At 72.0% G+C, this 18,949-nt stretch carries 19 protein-coding genes and 1 pseudogene; 16 read left to right on the top strand and 4 right to left on the bottom strand.

All coding sequences use genetic code 11. The features are described from left to right. Positions 1-79 precede the first annotated feature (79 nt). Positions 80-904: a lysophospholipase gene (locus ACQHII_RS41155; protein ID WP_427924016.1), complete on the top strand. Its 825-nt coding sequence runs from the start codon at positions 80-82 to the stop codon at positions 902-904. After that, positions 901-1,044 (top strand): SAM-dependent methyltransferase, encoded by a 144-nt coding sequence (locus ACQHII_RS41150; RefSeq protein WP_427924015.1) that lies wholly within the window; start codon positions 901-903, stop codon positions 1,042-1,044. Before ACQHII_RS41155 ends, ACQHII_RS41150 begins: the two co-directional genes overlap by 4 nt. Positions 1,045-1,101: 57 nt before the next feature. On the opposite strand, the gene ACQHII_RS41145 is transcribed toward ACQHII_RS41150, so the two are convergent. Then, positions 1,102-2,265 (bottom strand): sensor histidine kinase, encoded by a 1,164-nt coding sequence (locus ACQHII_RS41145; RefSeq protein WP_427924014.1) that lies wholly within the window; start codon positions 2,263-2,265, stop codon positions 1,102-1,104. 155 nt (positions 2,266-2,420) lie between these two features. Between ACQHII_RS41145 and ACQHII_RS41140 the strand changes: the two genes are divergently transcribed. From ACQHII_RS41140 to ACQHII_RS41125, 4 genes are read left to right on the top strand one after another with little or no spacing between them, the layout of a single operon-like run. Next, positions 2,421-2,795 carry a DUF4333 domain-containing protein gene (locus ACQHII_RS41140; RefSeq protein ID WP_427924013.1) on the top strand — a complete coding sequence of 125 codons (375 nt, stop codon included), beginning with the start codon at positions 2,421-2,423 and terminating at the stop codon, positions 2,793-2,795. Beyond that, positions 2,792-3,475, top strand: a complete 684-nt coding sequence (locus ACQHII_RS41135) for an ABC transporter ATP-binding protein (RefSeq protein ID WP_427924012.1) — start codon at positions 2,792-2,794, stop codon at positions 3,473-3,475. The genes ACQHII_RS41140 and ACQHII_RS41135 overlap by 4 nt, the downstream gene beginning before the upstream one ends. Positions 3,476-3,491: 16 nt before the next feature. Continuing rightward, complete coding sequence (locus tag ACQHII_RS41130) at positions 3,492-5,489, top strand: FtsX-like permease family protein (RefSeq protein ID WP_427924011.1); 1,998 nt, start codon at positions 3,492-3,494, stop codon at positions 5,487-5,489. Between the two features lie 39 nt (positions 5,490-5,528). Continuing rightward, on the top strand, positions 5,529-6,221 hold the full coding sequence (locus tag ACQHII_RS41125; protein ID WP_427924010.1) for a response regulator: 693 nt from the start codon (positions 5,529-5,531) through the stop codon (positions 6,219-6,221). Positions 6,222-6,225: 4 nt separating this feature from the next. On the opposite strand, the gene ACQHII_RS41120 is transcribed toward ACQHII_RS41125, so the two are convergent. Next, positions 6,226-6,723, bottom strand: coding sequence for a MarR family winged helix-turn-helix transcriptional regulator (locus ACQHII_RS41120; protein WP_427924009.1), 498 nt, complete (start codon positions 6,721-6,723; stop codon positions 6,226-6,228). 254 nt (positions 6,724-6,977) lie between these two features. On the opposite strand from ACQHII_RS41120, the gene ACQHII_RS41115 reads away from it, so the two are divergent. The 4 genes from ACQHII_RS41115 (at position 6,978) to ACQHII_RS41100 (ending at position 12,546) form a co-directional block, all read left to right on the top strand. Beyond that, entirely contained in the window at positions 6,978-8,015 is a 1,038-nt protein-coding gene (locus ACQHII_RS41115; RefSeq protein ID WP_427924008.1) for a zinc-dependent alcohol dehydrogenase, read from the top strand. Positions 8,016-8,097: 82 nt separating this feature from the next. Further along, entirely contained in the window at positions 8,098-9,309 is a 1,212-nt protein-coding gene (locus ACQHII_RS41110) for a sensor histidine kinase (protein ID WP_427924007.1), read from the top strand. Between the two features lie 92 nt (positions 9,310-9,401). Next, positions 9,402-10,883 carry an MFS transporter gene (locus tag ACQHII_RS41105; protein WP_427924006.1) on the top strand — a complete coding sequence of 494 codons (1,482 nt, stop codon included), beginning with the start codon at positions 9,402-9,404 and terminating at the stop codon, positions 10,881-10,883. A 109-nt stretch (positions 10,884-10,992) separates the two neighbouring features. Further along, a complete protein-coding gene (locus tag ACQHII_RS41100; protein ID WP_427924005.1) occupies positions 10,993-12,546 on the top strand; it encodes a carboxylesterase/lipase family protein in 1,554 nt (517 codons plus the stop codon). A 25-nt stretch (positions 12,547-12,571) separates the two neighbouring features. On the opposite strand, the pseudogene ACQHII_RS41095 reads toward ACQHII_RS41100, so the two are convergent. Further along, positions 12,572-13,030, bottom strand: a pseudogene (locus ACQHII_RS41095) (potassium channel family protein); the annotation flags it as partial. Positions 13,031-13,195: 165 nt separating this feature from the next. Here ACQHII_RS41095 and ACQHII_RS41090 point away from each other — a divergent pair. From ACQHII_RS41090 to ACQHII_RS41065, 6 genes are all read left to right on the top strand, one after another. Beyond that, positions 13,196-13,543: a hypothetical protein gene (locus tag ACQHII_RS41090; RefSeq protein ID WP_427924004.1), complete on the top strand. Its 348-nt coding sequence runs from the start codon at positions 13,196-13,198 to the stop codon at positions 13,541-13,543. Between the two features lie 96 nt (positions 13,544-13,639). After that, positions 13,640-14,485 carry a hypothetical protein gene (locus ACQHII_RS41085; RefSeq protein WP_427924003.1) on the top strand — a complete coding sequence of 282 codons (846 nt, stop codon included), beginning with the start codon at positions 13,640-13,642 and terminating at the stop codon, positions 14,483-14,485. A 112-nt stretch (positions 14,486-14,597) separates the two neighbouring features. Next, entirely contained in the window at positions 14,598-15,410 is an 813-nt protein-coding gene (locus tag ACQHII_RS41080; RefSeq protein WP_427924002.1) for an SAM-dependent methyltransferase, read from the top strand. A 36-nt stretch (positions 15,411-15,446) separates the two neighbouring features. Further along, complete coding sequence (locus ACQHII_RS41075; protein WP_427924001.1) at positions 15,447-16,850, top strand: glutamine synthetase family protein; 1,404 nt, start codon at positions 15,447-15,449, stop codon at positions 16,848-16,850. 2 nt (positions 16,851-16,852) lie between these two features. Continuing rightward, positions 16,853-17,992: an amidohydrolase family protein gene (locus ACQHII_RS41070; protein WP_427924000.1), complete on the top strand. Its 1,140-nt coding sequence runs from the start codon at positions 16,853-16,855 to the stop codon at positions 17,990-17,992. A 15-nt stretch (positions 17,993-18,007) separates the two neighbouring features. Beyond that, a complete protein-coding gene (locus ACQHII_RS41065) occupies positions 18,008-18,544 on the top strand; it encodes an NUDIX hydrolase family protein (RefSeq protein WP_427923999.1) in 537 nt (178 codons plus the stop codon). A 19-nt stretch (positions 18,545-18,563) separates the two neighbouring features. On the opposite strand, the gene ACQHII_RS41060 is transcribed toward ACQHII_RS41065, so the two are convergent. After that, positions 18,564-18,896, bottom strand: coding sequence for a DUF2218 domain-containing protein (locus tag ACQHII_RS41060; protein ID WP_427923998.1), 333 nt, complete (start codon positions 18,894-18,896; stop codon positions 18,564-18,566). Positions 18,897-18,949 lie beyond the last annotated feature (53 nt).

Genomic DNA, 18,949 nt, shown 5'->3' with positions numbered 1-18,949 from the left:
GTAAGGAGTGTCTCGCCAGGTGGCCCCTGCCATACCTCGGTGGATCATGGCGTCGGACCGGCGGTGCTAGTTTCTGACCGTGGCCGACACCCGCGAGCACGTCCTCCCCGGTACCCGCAGCACGATCACCGCACGTGAGTGGCCGCACGAGCGCCCGCGGTACGTCGTCCTCGTCGCGCACGGCTACGGCGAACACATGGGCCGGTACGCCGGGTTGGCCGCCGTACTCGTCGCGCACGGCGCCGCCGTCCTCGGGCCCGACCACCGGGGTCACGGCGAGTCGGGCGGTGAGCGTGTGCTGATCGACGACTTCGAGGACGTGGTCACGGACCTGCACTCCGTCGCCGACCTGGCCCGCGCCACCTACCCGGGCGTGCCCCTCGTCCTGATCGGCCACTCCATGGGCGGCCTGATCGCATCCCGTTTCGCGCAGCGTTACGGCGACGAGCTCGCCGCGCTCGTGCTGTCCGGGCCGGTGATCGGTACCTGGGAGCTGCCGCAGCGGCTGCTCGCCCTCGACGAGATCCCGGACGTCCCGATCAGCCCGGCCGCGCTCTCCCGTGACCCGGGGGTCGGTGCGGCGTACGCCGCGGATCCGCTGGTTTGGCACGGTCCAATGAAGCGGCCGACGCTGGAGGCCTTCGCCCGCACCCTGACGACGGTCGCCGACGGGGGCGACATCGGCCGGCTGCCGCTGCTGTGGCTGCACGGCGGTGACGACCGGCTCGTCCCGCTGTCCGGCAGTCTCGTGGGCGTCGAGCGGCTGAGCGGTGGGGAGTTGACCGAGCACGTGTATCCGGGCTCCCGGCACGAGGTGTTCCACGAGACGAACCGGGCGGAGGTCTTCGCGGACCTGATCCGTTTCCTGGACGGCGTGTTGAGCGACGGCACCGGGTCGGCATGACCGTGCCGAACTGCTCGCACGCCGAAGTGGGCAGTTTCTTCAGGGGACTTGAGCCGATCGCCCCCGGGATCGTGTCCATAACCGACTGGCACCCGGAACTCGCGGAGGGCGAGACACCGCCCGGCGAGGGACCGGTCTAGCTGTACGGAGGGGTCGGTTTCAAGGCCTGACGGGACCGCCCGGAAAGCCACGCCCCCTCAGGGCCGCCCCGCCGGAAACACTGCCCGCACCTCCCACCCGCCCCCTGCGCGCGGACCGGCCCGGAGTTCACCGCCGAGCGCCGTCACCCGTTCCGTGAGGCCGACGAGACCGAAGCCGCCGCCGTGCGCGGCGGCCGGAAGCTGGGTGCCGCCGCGGCCGTCGTCCGTCACCGTGACCTCCAGCCGGCGGCCCGCGCGGCGCAGCCCCACGGTGACCTCGGCGGCGTCGGCCGCGTGCCGTCGTACGTTCGTCAGGGCTTCCTGTACGACCCGGAAGGCGGCGGCCTGCACCTCGTGCGGGAGGTCGTCGGGGAGTGCCGGGTCGCGGCGCAGGACGACCTTTTGGACCGGGCTCGCGAAGCCGTCGACGAGTTCGGCGACGGCGGCGAGGTCGCCGGCCGGGCGGCGGTCGGCCGCGTCCGGTCCGGCGTCGCGCAGCACACCGACCGTGCGCCGCATGGACGCCAGGGCCTCGGTCGCGGCGCGTTCGATGCCCGAGAGCACGGGGTCGAGGTCCGCGGGCCTGCTGGTCGCCATCATGCGGGCCACCTGGGTCTGCACGAGGATTCCGGTGACGTGGTGGGCGACGAAGTCGTGCAGGTCGGCGGCGATGGCGAGGCGTTCGGCGCGCCGGGTCTCGGTGACCGCGACGGTGCGGCGGTAGTCGAGGGAGCGCAGATACCCGGCGAACCCGGCGGTGGCCCCGACGAGGACCAGTCCGATCGTGGTGACCAGCAGCAGGTTGTCGTCGGTGACCGAGTGGAAGTAGCGAGCCGGCAGGGCGAGCAGCGCGAGGCCGTCCAGGACGCCGCAGACCGCGGCCCAGGGCTGCGGGCAGTGCCGTACGGCGATGAAGGTCAGGGTCAGCAGGATCACGATCTCGCCGGGGCCGAACAGCTCCGAGTGCCCGGCGAGGATCGCGCCCGCGCTGTAGAGGAGCGAGAGGACGGCGGGCGCGGCAGTGCGCAGCTGCGGGGTGAGCCACCGCGGGCGCCGGGCGACGGACCACAGGACGGCGGCCAGGCCGATGCCGAGCACCAGGACCGCGGGCCAGGCCGAGCGGCCGGTGGAGGCGGTGAAACTCAGGTCGTAGGCCGCGAGACCGAGCAGGGCGCCCACGGCGAGCCCCCGTGCGCAGCCCCGGCCGGTGACGGATCTCATGCTGGTCACGGTATGCGAGGCGTGGTGTGGTGGGATCGGCCGAACGGTCGAGCGGGGGTGGTGCGAACCCTGGCCGTTCGGCCGAGGCGGGCCCGGGTCCGGGCCGACGAGAGTGGGACCGCTTCCTCCCCTCCCACCCTTCAGGAGTACGCGTGATGCAGTCCACCAGGTTCGTCATCGGGGTGATCGGCGGCGCGACGGCCGCGGTCGCCCTCGGTGCGCTCGGCACCCATCTGCTGTCCGGCACGCAGTCCACCACCGAACTCGACGCGCACAGCACGGTCACGGTCGACGGCCACAAGGCGCTGTCGGCGGACATCGTGGCCGGCCGGGCGCAGAGCAGGTACCACCCGCTCCCCTGGGTCGGCGACAAGATCTCGGGGGTCACCTGCCCCACCGGCCTGAAGGCCGTCGCCGGAGCGACCGTCACCTGCACGGGCCGCAAGAGCGACGGCACGGCGGTCGACATCCCGGTCACCGTGGTCAAGGCCTCGGCCGACTCCGTCACCTGGAAGTTCGACCGCTCATGAGCACCGTGCTGGCCGGTGTCGGCCTGATCAAGAAGTACGGCTCCACCACGGCCCTGGCGGGCGTGGACGTGGAGGTCGGTGCCCGCGACTCCCTCGCGATCATGGGCCCGTCGGGCTCCGGCAAGTCCACGCTGCTGCACACCCTTGCGGGGATCGTCCGCCCGGACGGCGGCCAGGTGCTGCTGTGCGGGGACCGTATCGACGACCTGGGCGAGAACCGGCTCAGCGCGCTGCGCCGCAAGAGGTTCGGATTCGTCTTCCAGTCCGGTCAGTTGCTGCCCGAACTGCCCGCCGAGGAGAACGTCGCCCTGCCGCTGATGCTGGAGGGGCTGCCCCGCGCACAGGCGGTGGAGCGCGCCCGGCGCTGGTTCGCACCGCTCGGCCTGGACGGTCTGGAGGGACGCCGCCCCGGCCAGTTGTCCGGTGGCCAGGCCCAACGGGTCGCCATCGCACGGGCGTTGGCCGTGGCGCCGGACGTGGTCTTCGCCGACGAGCCGACCGGCGCCCTGGACCAGGCGACCGGCACGGAGGTCGTACGGCTGCTGACGTCGGTGACCCGTGAGCAGGGTGCCGCGCTGGTGATGGTCACGCACGACGCCGAGGTGGCCGCGCACTGCGACCGGGTCCTCCAGGTCCGGGACGGCCGGATCAGCAACTACAGCCAGTTCACCGCCAGTTGAGCTCTCAGAGACCTCGATGCGTTCCCCCGTTCTGTCCCTGACCTGGCACCTCGCGAAGTCCTCCGGCCGCCGCGGCCTGCAGAGCCAACTCCTCGCCGCCGCAGCGGCCGCCGTGGGCTCCCTCGTCCTGCTCACCCTGCTCGCCGCCTACTTGGGCGCGGGTGCCCGAGCGGACCGCACCGCTTGGCGCACCCCCGACCCCGACCGCCACGGCACCGCGATCCAAGCCCTCGCCACGACCTACGTCCGCGACGAACCGATCACCGTCGTCTCCCTGGCCCAACTCCCGCACCAGGCACCGACACCCGCCCCACCCGGCCTCAACTCCTTCCCGAAGCAGGGTGATTGGTACGTCTCCCCGGCCCTCGCGCGACTCCTCCGCGCCCTCCCCCCGACCCAACTGGCCGACCGTTTCCCGAAGTCGACGTCCTACGGCACGATCGGCGCCGCCGGGCTCGCCTCGCCCGACGAGCTCGTGGCGGTGATCGGCCGGTCCCCCACGGACCCGGCGGTCTCCGAGTCGGCGGACGGGCAGGGCATTTACGACGTGGGGCTGACGGCGCGCTCCGTGGTCTCCGGGTTCGCCGGTACCCAGCGGAGCGTGTTCACCGTCGACGACCAGTCGGCCGTACTACTCGGTGTGGGTCTACTCGTCGTCCCCGTGATCGTGCTGGCCTCGGCTGCCGGGCGGCTAGGCGCTGCCCGCCGGGAACAACGCCTCGCGGCGCTGCGGCTCGCCGGGGCGACTCCCCGGCAGATCCTCGCCATGACCGGCGTGGAGGCGGCAGCGGTGGGTGCGGCCGGTGCCCTGGCGGGGGCGGTGGCCTACGCCGCGCTGCTGCCCGCGCTCGCCGAGGTGCCGTACGGGATCGGGACCTGGTACGTCGGGCAGTTGTGGGTGGGGCTGCCGTGGGTGGTGGCGGTCGTGGTGGGGGTGGCCGGGCTGATCGCGGTGAGCGCGATGTCGACGCTGCGGCAGGTCGCGTCCTCGCCGCTCGGGGTCGCCCAGCAGTCGGACCCGCGCCGTACCCGGCTGGTCCGGCTCGTGCTGTTCGTGGCGGTGCTGGTCTACATCCGGATGAGCACGCACGGCAGCACGCTGAAGCCGGGGACGCTGGTCGCGCTGATGGTGCTGTTCTACGGCGCGTTCTGGATGTTCGGGCCGTGGCTCGTGGACCGGCTGGGCCGGGTCGTGGGGCGGTTCGCCCGCCGCCCGGCGACCCTGCTGGCGGCCCGCAGGCTCAGCGACGATCCGCGCGGTGCCTGGCGGACGGTCAGTGGTCTGGTGCTGGCGGGGTTCGTCGCCGGGTTCTTCACCGTCGGCCTGCTCGGCATCGTCGGCCTCGACCACCAGGGCCAGGTCGCCGTACCGACCGCGAACGCGGCCGACGCCCGGCACACGGTGGGCGAGGCCCGCCGGCTGCTGCGCGCGGCGGGCGTCGACGCGACCGTCGGCACGGACGACGACGGCTTCCTGCTCGGCGGCAGCGACGGCGTGGTCGCGCGCGTCTCCGGCGGACCGGCCGCCCTCGACACGGCCGTCACCGTCCTCCAGCCGCTCGCCGCGGGACGACTGCCGTACGCGGGTGCCTACGCGGAGGCGCAGGACGCCGCCGTCACCGACCGGCTCGCCCAACTCGGCACCGCCACACTGGCGGTGAGCTTCCTGGTCGCGACGGCCTCGGCGGGTCTGACCGCCGCCGCGAACGTCCTCGACCGGCGTCGTACGTACGGTCTGCTGCGTCTGTCCGGTACGCCGCTGAAGGTCTTGGACCGGGCCAGGGTCCGCGAGACGGTGCTCCCGCTGCTCGTCCTGGCCGGCGGCACCACCGCGACCGGCCTGTACGCCGCCGTCCAGGTCAACAAGGCCGCAGGCAGCACGATCAGCACCTCCGGCGCCGTGCAACTGGCCGTCTGCGTGACCCTCGGCGCCCTCGCCATGCTCGCCGCGATCGGCACCAGCCGCCCGCTGCTGCGCGCGGTCACGGCGGACCCGGCCCGGACGACGGACTGACACCGACCGCCCCCTTCCCCTCTGAGGCATGATCGACCCATGACCGTCCCCGCCCCGCCCATCCGTGTGCTGATCGCCGACGACCAGGAGATGGTCCGTACCGGTTTCCGGTTCTTCCTGGACGCGCAGCCCGACATCACCGTGGTCGCCGAGGCGGTCGACGGGGAGGAGGCCGTGGCGCTGGCCCGGCGTGAGCGGCCCGATGTGTGTCTGCTGGACATCCGGATGCCGAAGCTGGACGGTCTGGCGGCGACGCGGTTGCTGGCGGGGCCGGACGTGGCCGATCCACTGCGGGTGGTCGTGGTGACGACCTTCGACCTGGACGAGTACGTGTACGGCGCGCTGCGCGGCGGGGCCTGCGGGTTCCTGCTGAAGGACTCGGGGCCGACACTGCTGGCGGAGGCGGTCCGGGCGGCGGCGGCCGGCGACTCGTTGGTCTCGCCCTCGGTCACCGTCCGGCTGCTGAGGCACCTCACCGACACGACCACGGCGGCACCCGAACCGGCCCCGCCCGCACCGGCGTTGCGCGAGCCGCTCACCGACCGCGAGGCCGAGGTCGTCCGGCTCGTCGCCCTCGGCCGGACGAACGCCGAGATCGCCGCCGAGTTGTACGTCTCCCTGTCCACGGTGAAGACGCATCTCTCCAGCGTCCAGCTGAAACTGGCCGCGCGGAACCGCGTCGAGATCGCGGCCTGGGCCTGGCAGCACGGTCAGGTGCGGCCGGCCCCCTGAGCCGTCAGGCCGGGATGTCCAGGGCCGCCTCGGCGTGCGTGACGAAGTCGTCGACCAACCGGTGGAAGAGCGCCGCGAGTTGGCGCAGGTCCTCCGAGGACCAGTCCGCCAGCGCCATCTCCATGCCCCGGCGGCTCACGTCCCGGATGCGGTCGACGGCGGCCAGTCCGCTGTCGGTGAGCTGGATGCGCTGGGCGCGGCCGTCGTCGGGGTCCGGGATGCGGACCACATGGCCGAGCTGCTCCAACTGCCGTAGCTGGCGGGTGACATGGGAGGCCTCCACCGACATCCGGACCGCGAGGACTCCGGGGCGCAGCGGCTCGCTCTCGGCGATGTAGCGCAGAATCGCCACGGCGGCCCGGTCCAGGGGCAGCCCGACCAGCGCCATCAGACGCTCGTGCTGCCGGGCCCGCCCGGCCAGATAGGCGATGCGGGTCAGGACCCGCTCGATCTCGACTACGTCCGCCGGGACGGGCGTTGTTGCGGGTGGCGGTGTGGACATGCGTCCACCGTAACAGGTACTTGCCTGAGTTAAGCAAGGTCGAGAGACGGTTGCTTGACTTAAGTAATGCATTTATGGTTGCCTAACTCAAGCAAGTCCAGAGCTGGGGTCACCGAAGCGGAGGTGTCCCCGTCGCGCCGTACGCCGTGGGGACGGAGTATGGCGCCGTCACCGGGCCCGGCGGTCGGAGCACTCCCCCCGTCCGCCGCCGGGGCCGGTGACACCCCTCACGCACATGGAAAGCGAGCTCCCTCATGGCCACGATGAAGTCCGTCCAGACCGGCTCCGTAGACAAGATCGAGGTGGTGGACGTCGAGCGTCCGGTGCCCGGGCCCAAGGACGCCCTCATGAAGATCCGTGCCTGCGGGATCTGCGGTACCGACACCTTCTTCCTGCACATCGGCGGCGGCCCGTTCGGCGCGGGCGGCACCATGGTGCCGGTCCCCCTCGGGCACGAGCCGGCCGGCGAGATCGTCGAGGTCGGCGCCGAGGTCGACGGTCTGAAGGCCGGGGACCGGGTGGTCGTCAACCCGCAGGGCTCCCCCTCCGGGATCATCGGCTGCGGCGGCAGGCACGGTGCCATGAGCGACTACCTCCTGCTGGAGGACTGCGAGGTCGGCAAGAGCGTCACCGTCTTCCCCGACACCGTGCCCTTCGACGTCGCCTCCCTCAACGAGCCGATGGCGGTGGCCCGGCACGCCGTGAACCGTTCCGAGGCGAAGCCCGGCGACAAGGTTGTCATCTTCGGCGCCGGACCGATCGGCCTGGGCGCGGCGATCTGGCTGAAGCTGCGCGGGGTCGAGCACGTCGTCGTCGCCGACGTCATCGCCTCCCGCATGGAGACCGCTCTCGCGGTCGGCGCGGACGCCGTCATCAACTCCGCCGAGGAGGACGTGACGTCACGCCTCACCGAGCTGCACGGGCAGGCCGCCAACGCGCTCGGCCAGCCCCGCCCCGGCACCGACATCTACATCGACGCCGCCGGTGTCGCCGCCGTCGTCAACACCACGGTCGACTCCGCGAAGTGGGGCGCCAAGCTGGTCATGGTCGCCGTACAGAAGAAGGGCGCCGACATCGACCTCGGCGGGATGCTGCGCAGCGAGCTCACCCTGATCGCCTCGCAGGGCTACCCCACCGAGATCTTCGAGGTCACCCAGGAGATCGTCGAGCACCACGAGCGGTTCGCCAAGCTGATCAGTCACCGGGTGCCCTTCGGCGAGGTCGAGCACGCCTTCGAGCTCGCGCTGACGCCGGGCGCGGCGGAGAAGATCGTCGTCACCTTCGACGAGTAGACGAGCAGCGGACGGCGCGCCGGCCCCACCGCCCCCGGCGGCCACCGGCGCGCCCGGCCGCCCCGGACAGGACCCCCACACCATGATCCACCGCCTGCAGCGGGTGCTGCGCTGCCATCCCCGTACCGTCGACCTGGTCCTCGCCGCCGTACTCCTCGCCTGCGCCTTCCCCGGCAGCATGCTGACGATCCCCGGCCGCGACCTCGAAGTCCCTTGGTGGCCCGGCGTGTTGGTCACGGGTCTCGCCTCGGTCGCCCTGCTGTGGCGACGCACTCTGCCGCGCACGACCGTGGTGCTCACCCTCTGCTGCGCCATGGCGGTGGCCGGGCTCGGCTACATCGTCACGGTCCTGGTGATCGGCCCGCTCATGGTCGCGCTCTACACGCTGGCCCTGCGCTCCGAGCGGACCACCGCGAACCTCTTCACCGCCGCCGGCATCACCCTGCTGGTGGGCACGGCCCTGATCGTGGGCCCCAACAACGAACCGCTGGTCCTGAAACTGCTCGGCCCGGTCTTCTGGCTGCTGCTGCCCACCTCGCTCGGCACCACCACCCGGCTCCGCGCGGCCTATCTGGAGGCGGTGCAGGCCCGCGCCGAGCACGCGGAACGCACCCGCGAGCAGGAGGCCAGGCACCGTGTCACCGAGGAACGCATGCGGATCGCCCGCGATCTGCACGACGTCGTCGCCCATCACCTCGTCCTGGCCAACCTCCAAGCAGGCACCGTCGTACGGCTGATGCGCAGCCGCCCCGAGGAGGCCGAGCGGATCGCCGGCGAACTCGCGGGCACCACGCTGTCGGCCGTCCGCGAACTCAAGGCCACCGTGGGCCTGTTGCGGCACGCGGACGACTCGGAGACTCCCTCGGGCCCTGCACCCGGGCTGGCTCAACTCGCCGAGCTGGCCGCCTCGTTCGAGCCCGCCGGCCTCGTCGTCAGCGTCAGCACGGAGGGCAGGCCGCGGCCGCTGTCCGCCGGTACGGACCTCACGGCGTACCGGATCGTGCAGGAGGCGCTCACCAATGTGACCAAGCACGCGGGCACCGGCTCGGCCGAGGTGCGGCTCTGCTACTCGCACGACCGGCTGGGCATCACCGTCACCGACCACGGGGGTACGGCAGCCCCCTCCTCCCCCGCCGCCGGGGGCGGGTACGGCGTCATCGGCATGCGGGAGCGGGCGCTCTCCGCCGGTGGCCGACTCCATGCAGGCCATCGGCCCGAGGGCGGCTTCGAGGTCGTGACCGAACTGCCGTTACTCCCCCGTTCACCGGCTCACACCCAAGATGTACTTGCGTAACTCAATCAATCTCATTATGGTTGAGTGAGTCAAGCAAGTCAGCTCGTCCCTGATCGTCGCAGCTCGTTCCCGTTCCCGATGGAGGCTCCGCCATGTCCGACGCCCTTGCCCGACCCGCCGAAGCGGGTTCCTCCGCTCCGCCGAGGTCGAACGCCGTCGTCGCGGTGCTGGCCTTCGCGGGAATCGTCGTCTCGCTGATGCAGACGCTGGTCATCCCGATCATCCCGGAGCTCCCGAAGTACCTGGACGCCTCCGCGTCGAACACCGCGTGGGCGGTCACTGCCACCCTGCTGGCCGCCGCCGTGGCCACCCCGGTCGTGGGCCGCCTCGGCGACATGTTCGGCAAGCGCCGGATGCTGCTGACCAGCATCGTGCTGCTGGTGTCCGGCTCGATCGTGTGCGCCCTGGCCGACTCGCTGGTCCCGATGGTCATCGGCCGCGCACTCCAGGGGCTGGCCGCCGCGGTCGTCCCGCTCGGCATCAGCATCATGCGGGACGTACTGCCCAGCGACCGGCTGGCCGGCTCCACCGCCCTGATGAGCGCCTCGCTCGGCGTCGGTGGCGCCCTGGGTCTGCCCTCGGCCGCCTTCATCGCGGACCACTACAACTGGCACATCCTCTTCTGGGTCTCCGCCGTCCTCGGTGTCCTGTCCTTCCTGCTGGTCCTGACGCTGGTGCCCGAGTCGAAGGTCCGCACCGGTGGCCGCTTCGACCTGGTCGGCTCGCTCGGGCTCTCCGCCGGACTGGTCTCGCTGCTGCTCGCCATCTCCAAGGGCTCCGACTGGGGCTGGACCAGCGCGACCACCCTGGTCCTCGGTGTCGCCGCCGTCGTGATCCTGCTCTCCTGGGGCTGGTACGAGCTGCGCAGCCCGCAGCCGCTGGTCGACCTGCGTACGACCGCCAAGCCGCAGGTGCTCTTCACCAACCTGGCCTCGATCGCCCTCGGCTTCTCGATGTTCGCGATGTCCCTGGTCCTCCCCCAGCTCCTCCAACTGCCCACGCAGACCGGCTACGGCCTGGGCAAGTCGATGCTGACGGTGGGCCTGGTGCTGGCCCCGCAGGGCCTGGTCATGATGGCCATGTCGGCGGTGTCGGCGGGCGTCACCAAGGCCAAGGGCCCCAAGGTCACCCTGATGATCGGCGCCCTGATCGTGGCCTCCGGCTACGCCCTGAACATCCTGCTGATGTCCGAGGTCTGGCACCTCATCCTGGTCTCCTGCATCATCGGCGCGGGTGTCGGCTTCACCTACGGCGCCCTGCCCGCTCTGATCATGGGCGCGGTCGACCCGTCCCAGACCGGTGCCGCCAACAGCCTCAACACCCTGATGCGGTCCCTGGGCACCAGCTTCGCCAGCGCCATCGCGGGTGTGATCCTGGCCCAGATGACCACCGACTTCGGCGGCGCCGCGCTTCCGTCGGAGAACGGCTTCAAGGTGGTCATGGCGATCGGTGCGGGAGCCGCGCTGCTGGCCTTCTTCCTCGCGAGCCTGATCCCCAAGGCCCGTACGGCCGTCGAGACACCGGCCGACAAGGCACCGGCCCCCGCTCCGGAGGTCTCCGAGGCCAAGGCCTGAGGCATTCTGGTTCATCGAGCACACGGCGGTCGCCGCCCCGCACCCAGCGGGACGGCGACCGCCCTCGGCCTGTCCGCGCAGCCTGCCGTCCCCGAGCGAGGAGTCCACGATGACAACGCCCAACTCCCGTGACACGAAGGCCGGTTCGGCCGCCGCACCGGTGGTGCGGCTCGCCGCCGGTGCGGTGCGCGGACGGCTGGAGGACGGGCTCGTGGTCTTCCGCGGCATCCCGTTCGCCGAACCGCCCGTCGGGGAGGCCCGCTTCCAGGCACCGCGCCCGGTACGCGGCTGGGACGGTGTGCGCGACGCCTTCGAGTTCGGGCCGCCACCCCCGCAGGAGTCCGGTATCCAGGGCCGCCGGGGTGTCCTGACGGGCCCCATGGGCGACGACTGGCTGACCGTCAACGTGTGGACACCCGCACCCGATCCGGCGGCCCGCCGCCCGGTCATGGTGTGGATCTACGGCGGGGCCTACAAGCTGGGGCACGCGGGCAGCCCCGGCTACGACGCCCAGCACATCGCGCGAGACGGCGATGTCGTGGTCGTGAGCCTCAACTACCGTGTCGGCATCGAGGGGTTCGCGCGGATCGACGGCGCGCCCGCCAACCGCGGGCTGCTCGACCAGGTCGCCGCGCTGGAATGGGTGCGGGACAACATCACGGCGTTCGGCGGCGATCCGGAACAGGTCACGGTCTTCGGCGAGTCGGCCGGCGGCGGCTCGGTGGCCTCGCTGCTGGTCATGCCGAGCGCGTCCGGGCTGTTCCGGCGGGCGATCGCGCAGAGCGTGCCCGGCACCTTCTTCTCCGACCCGCTGGCCAAGGACATCGCCGCCGCAATCGCCGCCGAGGCGGGACTGCGCCCCACGGTCGCCGACCTGGCGACCGTGGACCCGCGCCAACTGCCTTCGCTGGGCGAGACGCTGGGCCCCAAGATGCCCCAGTACGAGGACCGCTGGGGTTCGGTCGTCCACACGGTGACGCCGTTCTCGCCCGTCGTGGACGGCGAGGTGCTGCCCGTAACGCCCTGGGAGGGGCTGGCGGCCGGTGCGGCCCGGGACGTGGAACTGATGGTCGGTCACAACCGGGACGAGTACCGGCTGTTCGTCGTGCTCGCCGGGCAGTCCGGGAAGATCGGGCCGGCGGACGCGAGTACGGCACTGCGGCGGTTCGGGCCCGGTCCGGACGCCGAGTCGGCGTATCGCGACGCCTTCCCGGACGGCTCACCCGAGGAGTTGCACGAACGCGTCCAGACCGACTGGCTGTTCGGCGCCCCCTCGTTGCACCTGGCCGAGGCTCAGCTCGCCGGCGGCGGTCGCGCGCACGTCTACGAACTCACCTGGCCCGCCCCGGGGTTGGGCGGTGTGCTGGGCGCCTGCCACGGCCTCGACGTCCCGCTGCTGTTCGGCACCTTCAGCGCCGACCTGGGGAATCTGCTGTTCGCCGACGTCGAGCCCTCTCCCGAGGCCCTGGCGCTGTCGTCCCGATTCCGGTCGTCCTGGGCGGAGTTCGCGCGAACGGGCGACCCGGGCTGGCCCGCGTACGACACCGAGCAGCGGTCGGTGCAGGTCCTCGACGCCCACCCCGTGGTCAGCGCCTACCCCGAGGAGACCTCTCGGCGACTGTGGGAGGGGTACACCTTCCGCGCGCTGCCGCTGGCCGAGTAGCCGGGCCGCGTACCGTCACGGGCTCTCCCCCCTTCCCCGCGAGCAACCGCTCCAGCCGGTCGAAGCGTTCGTGCAAGGCGCGGGCCGTCTCCTCGCTCAACTCCTTTGCGCCGTCGGCGAGATGATGCCGGCGGCGCTGTTCGCGGCCGACGAACCAGGTGGCCAGAGCAGCGGTGACCAGGCCGTAGGTGGTGATGCCGACGACCATCACCACCGAGCCGACCACGCGGCCCCACAACGTGACCGGGTAGAAGTCGCCGTACCCGACCGTCGTCGCCGTCTCGATCGACCACCACAGGGCCCTCGGGTACGTCGTCAGGTTGGCGCCGCGGGCTCCGTGTTCGGCGGCGACCACGGCCCACGAGCCGACGAGCATCACCACGCCGAGGACCGCCGTCGCCGCGCCCGCCGCCTTGAGATGGAGGGAGCGGCCCTCCCTGCCGAGCAGCAACTCGACCGCCCTGGTGAGGAATCCGGGCAGCATGGTCACTCCTTCGTGTCACGGTGCCGGGGCCTGGGACCAGTGTCGGGGCGGGGACGGGTGCGGGCATGCCGGACGGGGCGTTCGAGTTGCCGTACGACGTGCGGCGTTGTGCGCTGGAGGGCACTGCTGTCCGACCCGCCCGCCCACGAGACAGAGGACCGTTCCATGACGGCGGAACCCCGAGCCGTTCCGGAGACCTTCGCGTTCACCTGCGGTGACTGCGGCCACTTCTGGGAGGCCACCTTCCAGGTCATGTTCTTCACCGACCCGACCGACGCCTCCGGCCTGACCACGCAGGAGTACGTCGACGAGGAGGGCCGGGCCATGAGGTCGCCGCTCGCCGACGCGGTCTGCCCGAAGTGCGGCGGGCGCACGGTGCACGTGCTGGAGGCCGGGCTCGCCGAACGGGCGCGCCTCGCGGAGCACGAACCCCCACAGCCGCATGAGCATCATCTGCATCTGCCGCATCGGCATTCCGGGCCGCAGGAGTCGCCGCCGGACAGCGCACCCTGACACCACTCCTCTCACCCGAACGGCCCCCTGCGCTGGAGGGCCGGGCGGCCCGATGGTGCCCTGAGGGGGACCGCCACTCCCCCTGGAGGCCCCGTCATGCACCGTCGCCCGTCCTCCCGCCCCGTCCGTGTCGCCGCCGCAGCCCTGGCGGCGGGCACGCTGCTGACCTGCGCGGCCTGTTCCGGCGGCAGCGGTGGTGCGGGCGGTGACAGCGCCTCGGACATCGCCGCCTCCCCGCTCGCCGCGAAGTCTCCGCTCGCCTCGCCCCGCACCGGGAGGTCCGCCTCGCCCGTCCTCACCGAGGCGGGTGCCAAGGCCGCGCTGATCACCGAGGCCGACCTGGAGGACAACTGGACGCAGGTCAAGGACGCAGCGACCTGGGGCGACAAGCTCGTCATCGGCAAGGTCGACGTCGGCGCCCTCCTCACTGCGAAGACGAACTCCGCCGACTGCCAGAAACTGCTCGACGCGCTCTACGGCGACGATCTCCTCGGCAAGCCGTCCGGCGCGTCCGCGCTGACCGGGTTCGAGCAGAGCGAGTCCCGACTGCTGTACCAGGTCGCCGCCTACGACCGGGCCAGGCTCGGCGCCTCCCTGAACTGGCTGAAGACGCTGCCGGTGAAGTGCGACCAGTTCACCGCGACCGACTCCAAGGGCGGCCGGCGCACGGTCCAGGTCATCGAGGACTCGGTGCCGTCCGTCGGCGACGCCCGACAGGGTCTCCAGGTGACCGTCACGAGCACGGGCGCCGCCCAACCCACCACACTCACACTCCAGTTGGCGGTCGTCCGCGTCGGCACCGATGCGATCACCGTCACCTCCGGCGGCCTCGACGGCACGGAGTCGGGTACGACCAAGGCCGCCGTGCAGCAGGGCACCTCGCATCTGAAGGACGTCCTGGCCGGGAAGACGCCGCCCGCCCAACCCGGCGACGTCGACTGACAGTTCGCTCTCTCCGAAGAACATGCGCCCGATCATCGCGAATCCTTGGGCCGGGTGATCAACTCGCGGCACAATGGCGGGGACGGCGGCGCGGGCGACAAGGAGTCAAGACGTGAGTGACAGCGACACCCCGGCAGAGGGACCAACCCGGCTCAACACCGGTGTGGCGCACAACGCGCGTGTGTGGAACTACTGGATCGGCGGCAAGGACAACTACGAGATCGACCAGCGGGTCGGCGAGCACGTCGCCGGCATGTTCCCGGTGATCCGTGAAGTGGCCCGCGCCGACCGGGACTTCCTCGGCCGGGCGGTGCGGTTCCTGGCCGGCGAGCTCGGGGTACGGCAGTTCCTCGACATCGGCACCGGACTGCCGACCGTCGACAACACGCACGAGATCGCCCAGCGCGTCGCCCCGGACGCGCGGATCGTGTACGTCGACAACGACCCGCTGGTGCTGATCCACGCCCGTACGCTGCTGACGAGCACCCCCGAGGGCGTCACCGACTACATCGACGCGGACGCGCACGACCCGGCGACGATCGTCCGACGAGCCGCCGACACACTGGACTTCGAACGTCCCGTCGCGGTGATGATGCTGGGCATCCTGAACTTCGTCCTCGACACCGAGGCAGCCCGGGAGGTCGTGCGCAACGTCATGGCCGCGGTCCCCTCGGGCAGCTTCCTGGTCCTCACCCACCCCACCTTCGACGCGGATCTCGGCGGCGAGGGCAACGTCCCGGCGATGGAGTTCTGGAACGAGAACGCCACTCCCCCGATCACCGCCCGCAGCCGCGCCGACGTCGCCGCCTTCTTCGAGGGCCTCGACCTCCTCGACCCCGGTCTGGTGCCGTGCTCGCAGTGGCGCCCGGACTCCGACTCCCCGGCCGTGGTACCGCAGTTCGGAGCTGTGGCCGTGAAACCCTGACGGCGCAGCCGACCAGGACGCGACCGTGGAGGACGTATGACCACCCTTGCCGACCCACTGCCCGGCGGACGCCCCGGCGAGGTCGAGCGCGCCACCGCACTGGCCACGGAGCTGACCGGACGGGGGGTGCACGGGATCGTCCTGGCCTACGTCGACACCGCGGGCGTGGGCCGGGTGAAGACGGTCCCGACCGCGAGGCTCGCCTCGGCCGCGGCCTGGGGCGTAGGCATGTCCCCGGTGTTCGACACCTTCCTGGCGAACGACTCCATCGTCACGACCGACGTCCTCGGCTCACCGGACGGCGACCTGCGCCTGTACCCCGACCTGGACCAGCTGACCGTCCTGTCCGGGCAGCCCGGCTGGGCCTGGGCGCCGGTCGACCGGATCACCCAGGAAGGCGAGCAACACCCCGGCTGCAGCCGCACGTTCCTGCGCCGGATCGTCACGGACGCGGAGCGGCGGCACGGGCTCACCTTCCGCGCGGGCATCGAGATCGAGTGGGTGCTCGGCCTGGACACCGCACCCGCCGGCGAGTTCGTCCCCGCCACGACCGGCCCGGCCTACAGCGCGACCCGGCAGGTCGAACTGAGCGACTACGGCGCCGAGTTGCTGTCCGCACTGGCGGCGCAGGGCGTGGACGTCGACCAGTTCCATCCCGAGTACGCGGCCGGGCAGTTCGAGCTCTCGGTCGGCGCGCTCGACCCGGTCGCGGCGGCCGACCGCAGCGTGCTCGTACGGCAGACCGTGCGCGCGGTCTCCGGGCGGCACGGCCTGCGCGCCTCGTTCACGCCGGCCGTCCTCGCCCAGGGTGTCGGCAACGGCGGGCACATCCACCTCTCGGCCTGGCGCGACGGTGCGAACCTGCACGCCGGGGGCGAGAGGCGCTACGGCATGACGGCCGGCGCCGAGTCGTTCGCGGCCGGCGTCCTCGCCCACCTCCCGGCCCTCACCGCCGTCACGGCGCCGAGCCCGGCCAGCTACTTCCGGCTCCAACCCTCCCAGTGGGCCGGGGTGTTCACCGCCTGGGGCCGCGAGACCCGCGAGGCCGCGGTGCGTGTCATCACCGGTACGGCAGGCCTCCGCGCCCAGGCGGCGAACCTGGAGGTGAAGCCGGTCGACCTGGCCGCCAACCCCTATCTCGCCCTCGGCTGCCTGATCACCGCGGGACTCGACGGCCTCACCTCGTCGGCCGCCCTGCCCGAGGAGACCACCGGAGACCCGGCACACCTCGGCACGGCGGAGGCAACGGCCCGTGGTGTACGGCGACTTCCGACCTCGCTGGCCGAGTCGGTCGCCGAGTTCCGCAAGGACGAGCTGCTGCGGGCCGCACTTGGACCGGTCCTGGCCGACGCGGTGATCGCCGTACGACAGGGCGAGATCGCGGCCGTGACCGACCTGGACGACGAGCGGATCGCGGCGGCCTACCGCTGGAAGTACTGACGATGGGCATTGGACCGGTCCACGAGGCGCTCGCCGCACTGGAGTTGGTGGACCACCACTGCCACGGGGTCGTCACCGAGGACCTGGACCGGACGGCCTTCGAGTCACTGCTCACCGAGGGCGACGTCTGGCCCGGCAGCGGGATCTCGCCTTTCGACAGCCCGGTCGGGATCGCCGTACGGCGTCACTGCGCACCCCTGTTGGACCTGGAGCGGCACGCGCCCGCCGACGAATACCTCGCCCGGCGCGCCGAGTTGGGGCCGGACGAGGTCAACCGGCGCTTCCTCGCCGCAGCGGGGACGGGTGTGTTCTGCGTCGACACGGGGTTCGCCCCGCACGCCATCACCACGCCCGCCGAACTCGCCGGGGTGACCGGCGCGGTCGCCCATGAGGTCGTACGGCTTGAAACCGTCGCGGAGGGTGTGGCCGCGCGGGGTGTCGAGCCGGACGGGTACGCGGACGCGTTCCGGGCCGCCGCCCTGGACGCGGTGCGGCGGACGGGGGTGGTGGGGGTGAAGTCGGTGGCCGCGTACCGGACGGGGTTCGATCTCGACCCCGCCCGCCCCTCGGAGGCGGAGGTGACCAGCGCGGCCCGCGCCTGGCTGACCCGGGGCGGACGGCTCGAAGACCCGGTGCTGACGCGGGAGTTGCTGTGGACCGCGGTCGACCTGGGGCTCCCGCTCCAACTGCACACGGGCTTCGGCGACAACGACATCCGGCTGCACCGCACGGACCCGACCCTCCTCACGGACTGGCTGCACCTGATCTCCGGGACGATCCCGGTGCTGCTCCTGCACTGCTGGCCGTACCAGCGCCAGGCCGGCTACCTGGCGGCCGTCTTCGAGCGGGTGTACCTGGATGTGGGACTCACCCTGCATCATGTAGGTCCGCTCCGGGCTCGGGCGGTACTGGCCGAGGCGCTGGAGGTCACCCCCTTCCGCAAACTGCTGTACAGCTCCGACGCCTATGGTCTGGCCGAGTTCTACGGGCTCGGCGCGCTGGCGTTCCGCCGGGGTCTGGGGGATCTTCTCCAGGACCGGGTGGACGCCGACGAACTGGGCCTGTCCGACGCGCTGCGAATGGCGCGCTGGGCGGGAGCGGACAACGCCCGCCGGGTCTACCGGCTATCCGACGGACACTGAAAGTATGATCAAGCAATGTCTGACATGACCGATACCACGCCCGGTTGGCTGTCCGCCGACGACCTCGAACAGGCACGCGCCCGCATGCCGATCCTGTACGTCGAGGCGGTGCCCGTCCGCGTCGACGACAGCGGCGAGGTGACCAGCATCGGCCTGCTGCTGCGCATCGGCCCCGACGGCACGGTGAACCGCACGCTCGTCTCCGGCCGCGTACTGCACCACGAGCGGATCCGGGACGCCCTGCTGCGCAACCTGGAGAAGGACCTCGGCCCGGTCGCGCTGCCCCGTATCCCGGCCTCGCTGCAGCCGTTCACGGTCGCCGAGTACTTCCCCACGCACGGGGTCACCCCGTACCACGACCCCCGGCAGCACGCGGTGTCCCTTGCCTACGTCGTGCCGGTCACCGGTGACTGCCGGCCCCGGCAGGACGCGCTCGACCTGGTCTGGTTCAGTCCGGAGGAGGCCGCCTCGGAGGCGCTGCGCAGCGAGATGCCGGGCGGGCACGGGGTGCTGCTCAAGCAGGCGCTGGCCCACGTGGGCTGCGTGTCCTGACCTGGACCGTCACCGCGGCTCAGGCAGTGTCGCCGGGGCTGCGCTGACTGGTGCCGGGTTCGCCGTTGTCGCGCCGCCACTCGACGACCAGCTCGTCCTTGGTGCCGAAGCGGACCAGATGCCGGCCCACCACGTCTTCCAGCCGATCGAGGAACTCGGGCTCCGCCTCCACCGCGAGCAGCAACGCCCCCTCGGTGGCGGTCAGCGATCCTGTGCCGTCCTGGAAGACGAGACGCCCCTCCCCCGTCTCCTCGTCCCAACTGGTCTCGCTGCGCCGGCCCAGGTGGGAGGCGAGTTGCTTGGCGTAGCGCTGCGGCCGGTCGGTGACGACGCGTGCCTCGGATCGGGACATGAGGGCTCCAGGGTGACGGGGGTGCGACGGGGGTGCTCAACGACTCGATGGTG

The sequence above is a fragment of the Streptomyces sp. cg40 genome (assembly GCF_050320165.1).
Taxonomy (GTDB): Bacteria; Actinomycetota; Actinomycetes; order Streptomycetales; family Streptomycetaceae; genus Streptomyces; species Streptomyces hokutonensis.
The sequence above is the reverse complement of the archived record's forward strand: the minus strand, read 5'-3'. Positions and strand labels throughout refer to the sequence as shown.

Bases quoted from the DNA above. Each gene is read 5' to 3' on its own strand.
- ACQHII_RS41150 (WP_427924015.1), top strand. From the start codon at position 901: ATGACCGTGCCGAACTGCTCGCACGCCGAAGTGGGCAGTTTCTTCAGG.
- ACQHII_RS41145 (WP_427924014.1), bottom strand. From the start codon at position 2,265: ATGAGATCCGTCACCGGCCGGGGCTGCGCACGGGGGCTCGCCGTGGGC.
- ACQHII_RS41140 (WP_427924013.1), top strand. From the start codon at position 2,421: ATGCAGTCCACCAGGTTCGTCATCGGGGTGATCGGCGGCGCGACGGCC.
- ACQHII_RS41135 (WP_427924012.1), top strand. From the start codon at position 2,792: ATGAGCACCGTGCTGGCCGGTGTCGGCCTGATCAAGAAGTACGGCTCC.
- ACQHII_RS41130 (WP_427924011.1), top strand. From the start codon at position 3,492: ATGCGTTCCCCCGTTCTGTCCCTGACCTGGCACCTCGCGAAGTCCTCC.
- ACQHII_RS41125 (WP_427924010.1), top strand. From the start codon at position 5,529: ATGACCGTCCCCGCCCCGCCCATCCGTGTGCTGATCGCCGACGACCAG.
- ACQHII_RS41120 (WP_427924009.1), bottom strand. From the start codon at position 6,723: ATGTCCACACCGCCACCCGCAACAACGCCCGTCCCGGCGGACGTAGTC.
- ACQHII_RS41115 (WP_427924008.1), top strand. From the start codon at position 6,978: ATGGCCACGATGAAGTCCGTCCAGACCGGCTCCGTAGACAAGATCGAG.
- ACQHII_RS41110 (WP_427924007.1), top strand. From the start codon at position 8,098: ATGATCCACCGCCTGCAGCGGGTGCTGCGCTGCCATCCCCGTACCGTC.
- ACQHII_RS41105 (WP_427924006.1), top strand. From the start codon at position 9,402: ATGTCCGACGCCCTTGCCCGACCCGCCGAAGCGGGTTCCTCCGCTCCG.
- ACQHII_RS41100 (WP_427924005.1), top strand. From the start codon at position 10,993: ATGACAACGCCCAACTCCCGTGACACGAAGGCCGGTTCGGCCGCCGCA.
- ACQHII_RS41090 (WP_427924004.1), top strand. From the start codon at position 13,196: ATGACGGCGGAACCCCGAGCCGTTCCGGAGACCTTCGCGTTCACCTGC.
- ACQHII_RS41085 (WP_427924003.1), top strand. From the start codon at position 13,640: ATGCACCGTCGCCCGTCCTCCCGCCCCGTCCGTGTCGCCGCCGCAGCC.
- ACQHII_RS41075 (WP_427924001.1), top strand. From the start codon at position 15,447: ATGACCACCCTTGCCGACCCACTGCCCGGCGGACGCCCCGGCGAGGTC.
- ACQHII_RS41070 (WP_427924000.1), top strand. From the start codon at position 16,853: ATGGGCATTGGACCGGTCCACGAGGCGCTCGCCGCACTGGAGTTGGTG.
- ACQHII_RS41065 (WP_427923999.1), top strand. From the start codon at position 18,008: ATGTCTGACATGACCGATACCACGCCCGGTTGGCTGTCCGCCGACGAC.
- ACQHII_RS41060 (WP_427923998.1), bottom strand. From the start codon at position 18,896: ATGTCCCGATCCGAGGCACGCGTCGTCACCGACCGGCCGCAGCGCTAC.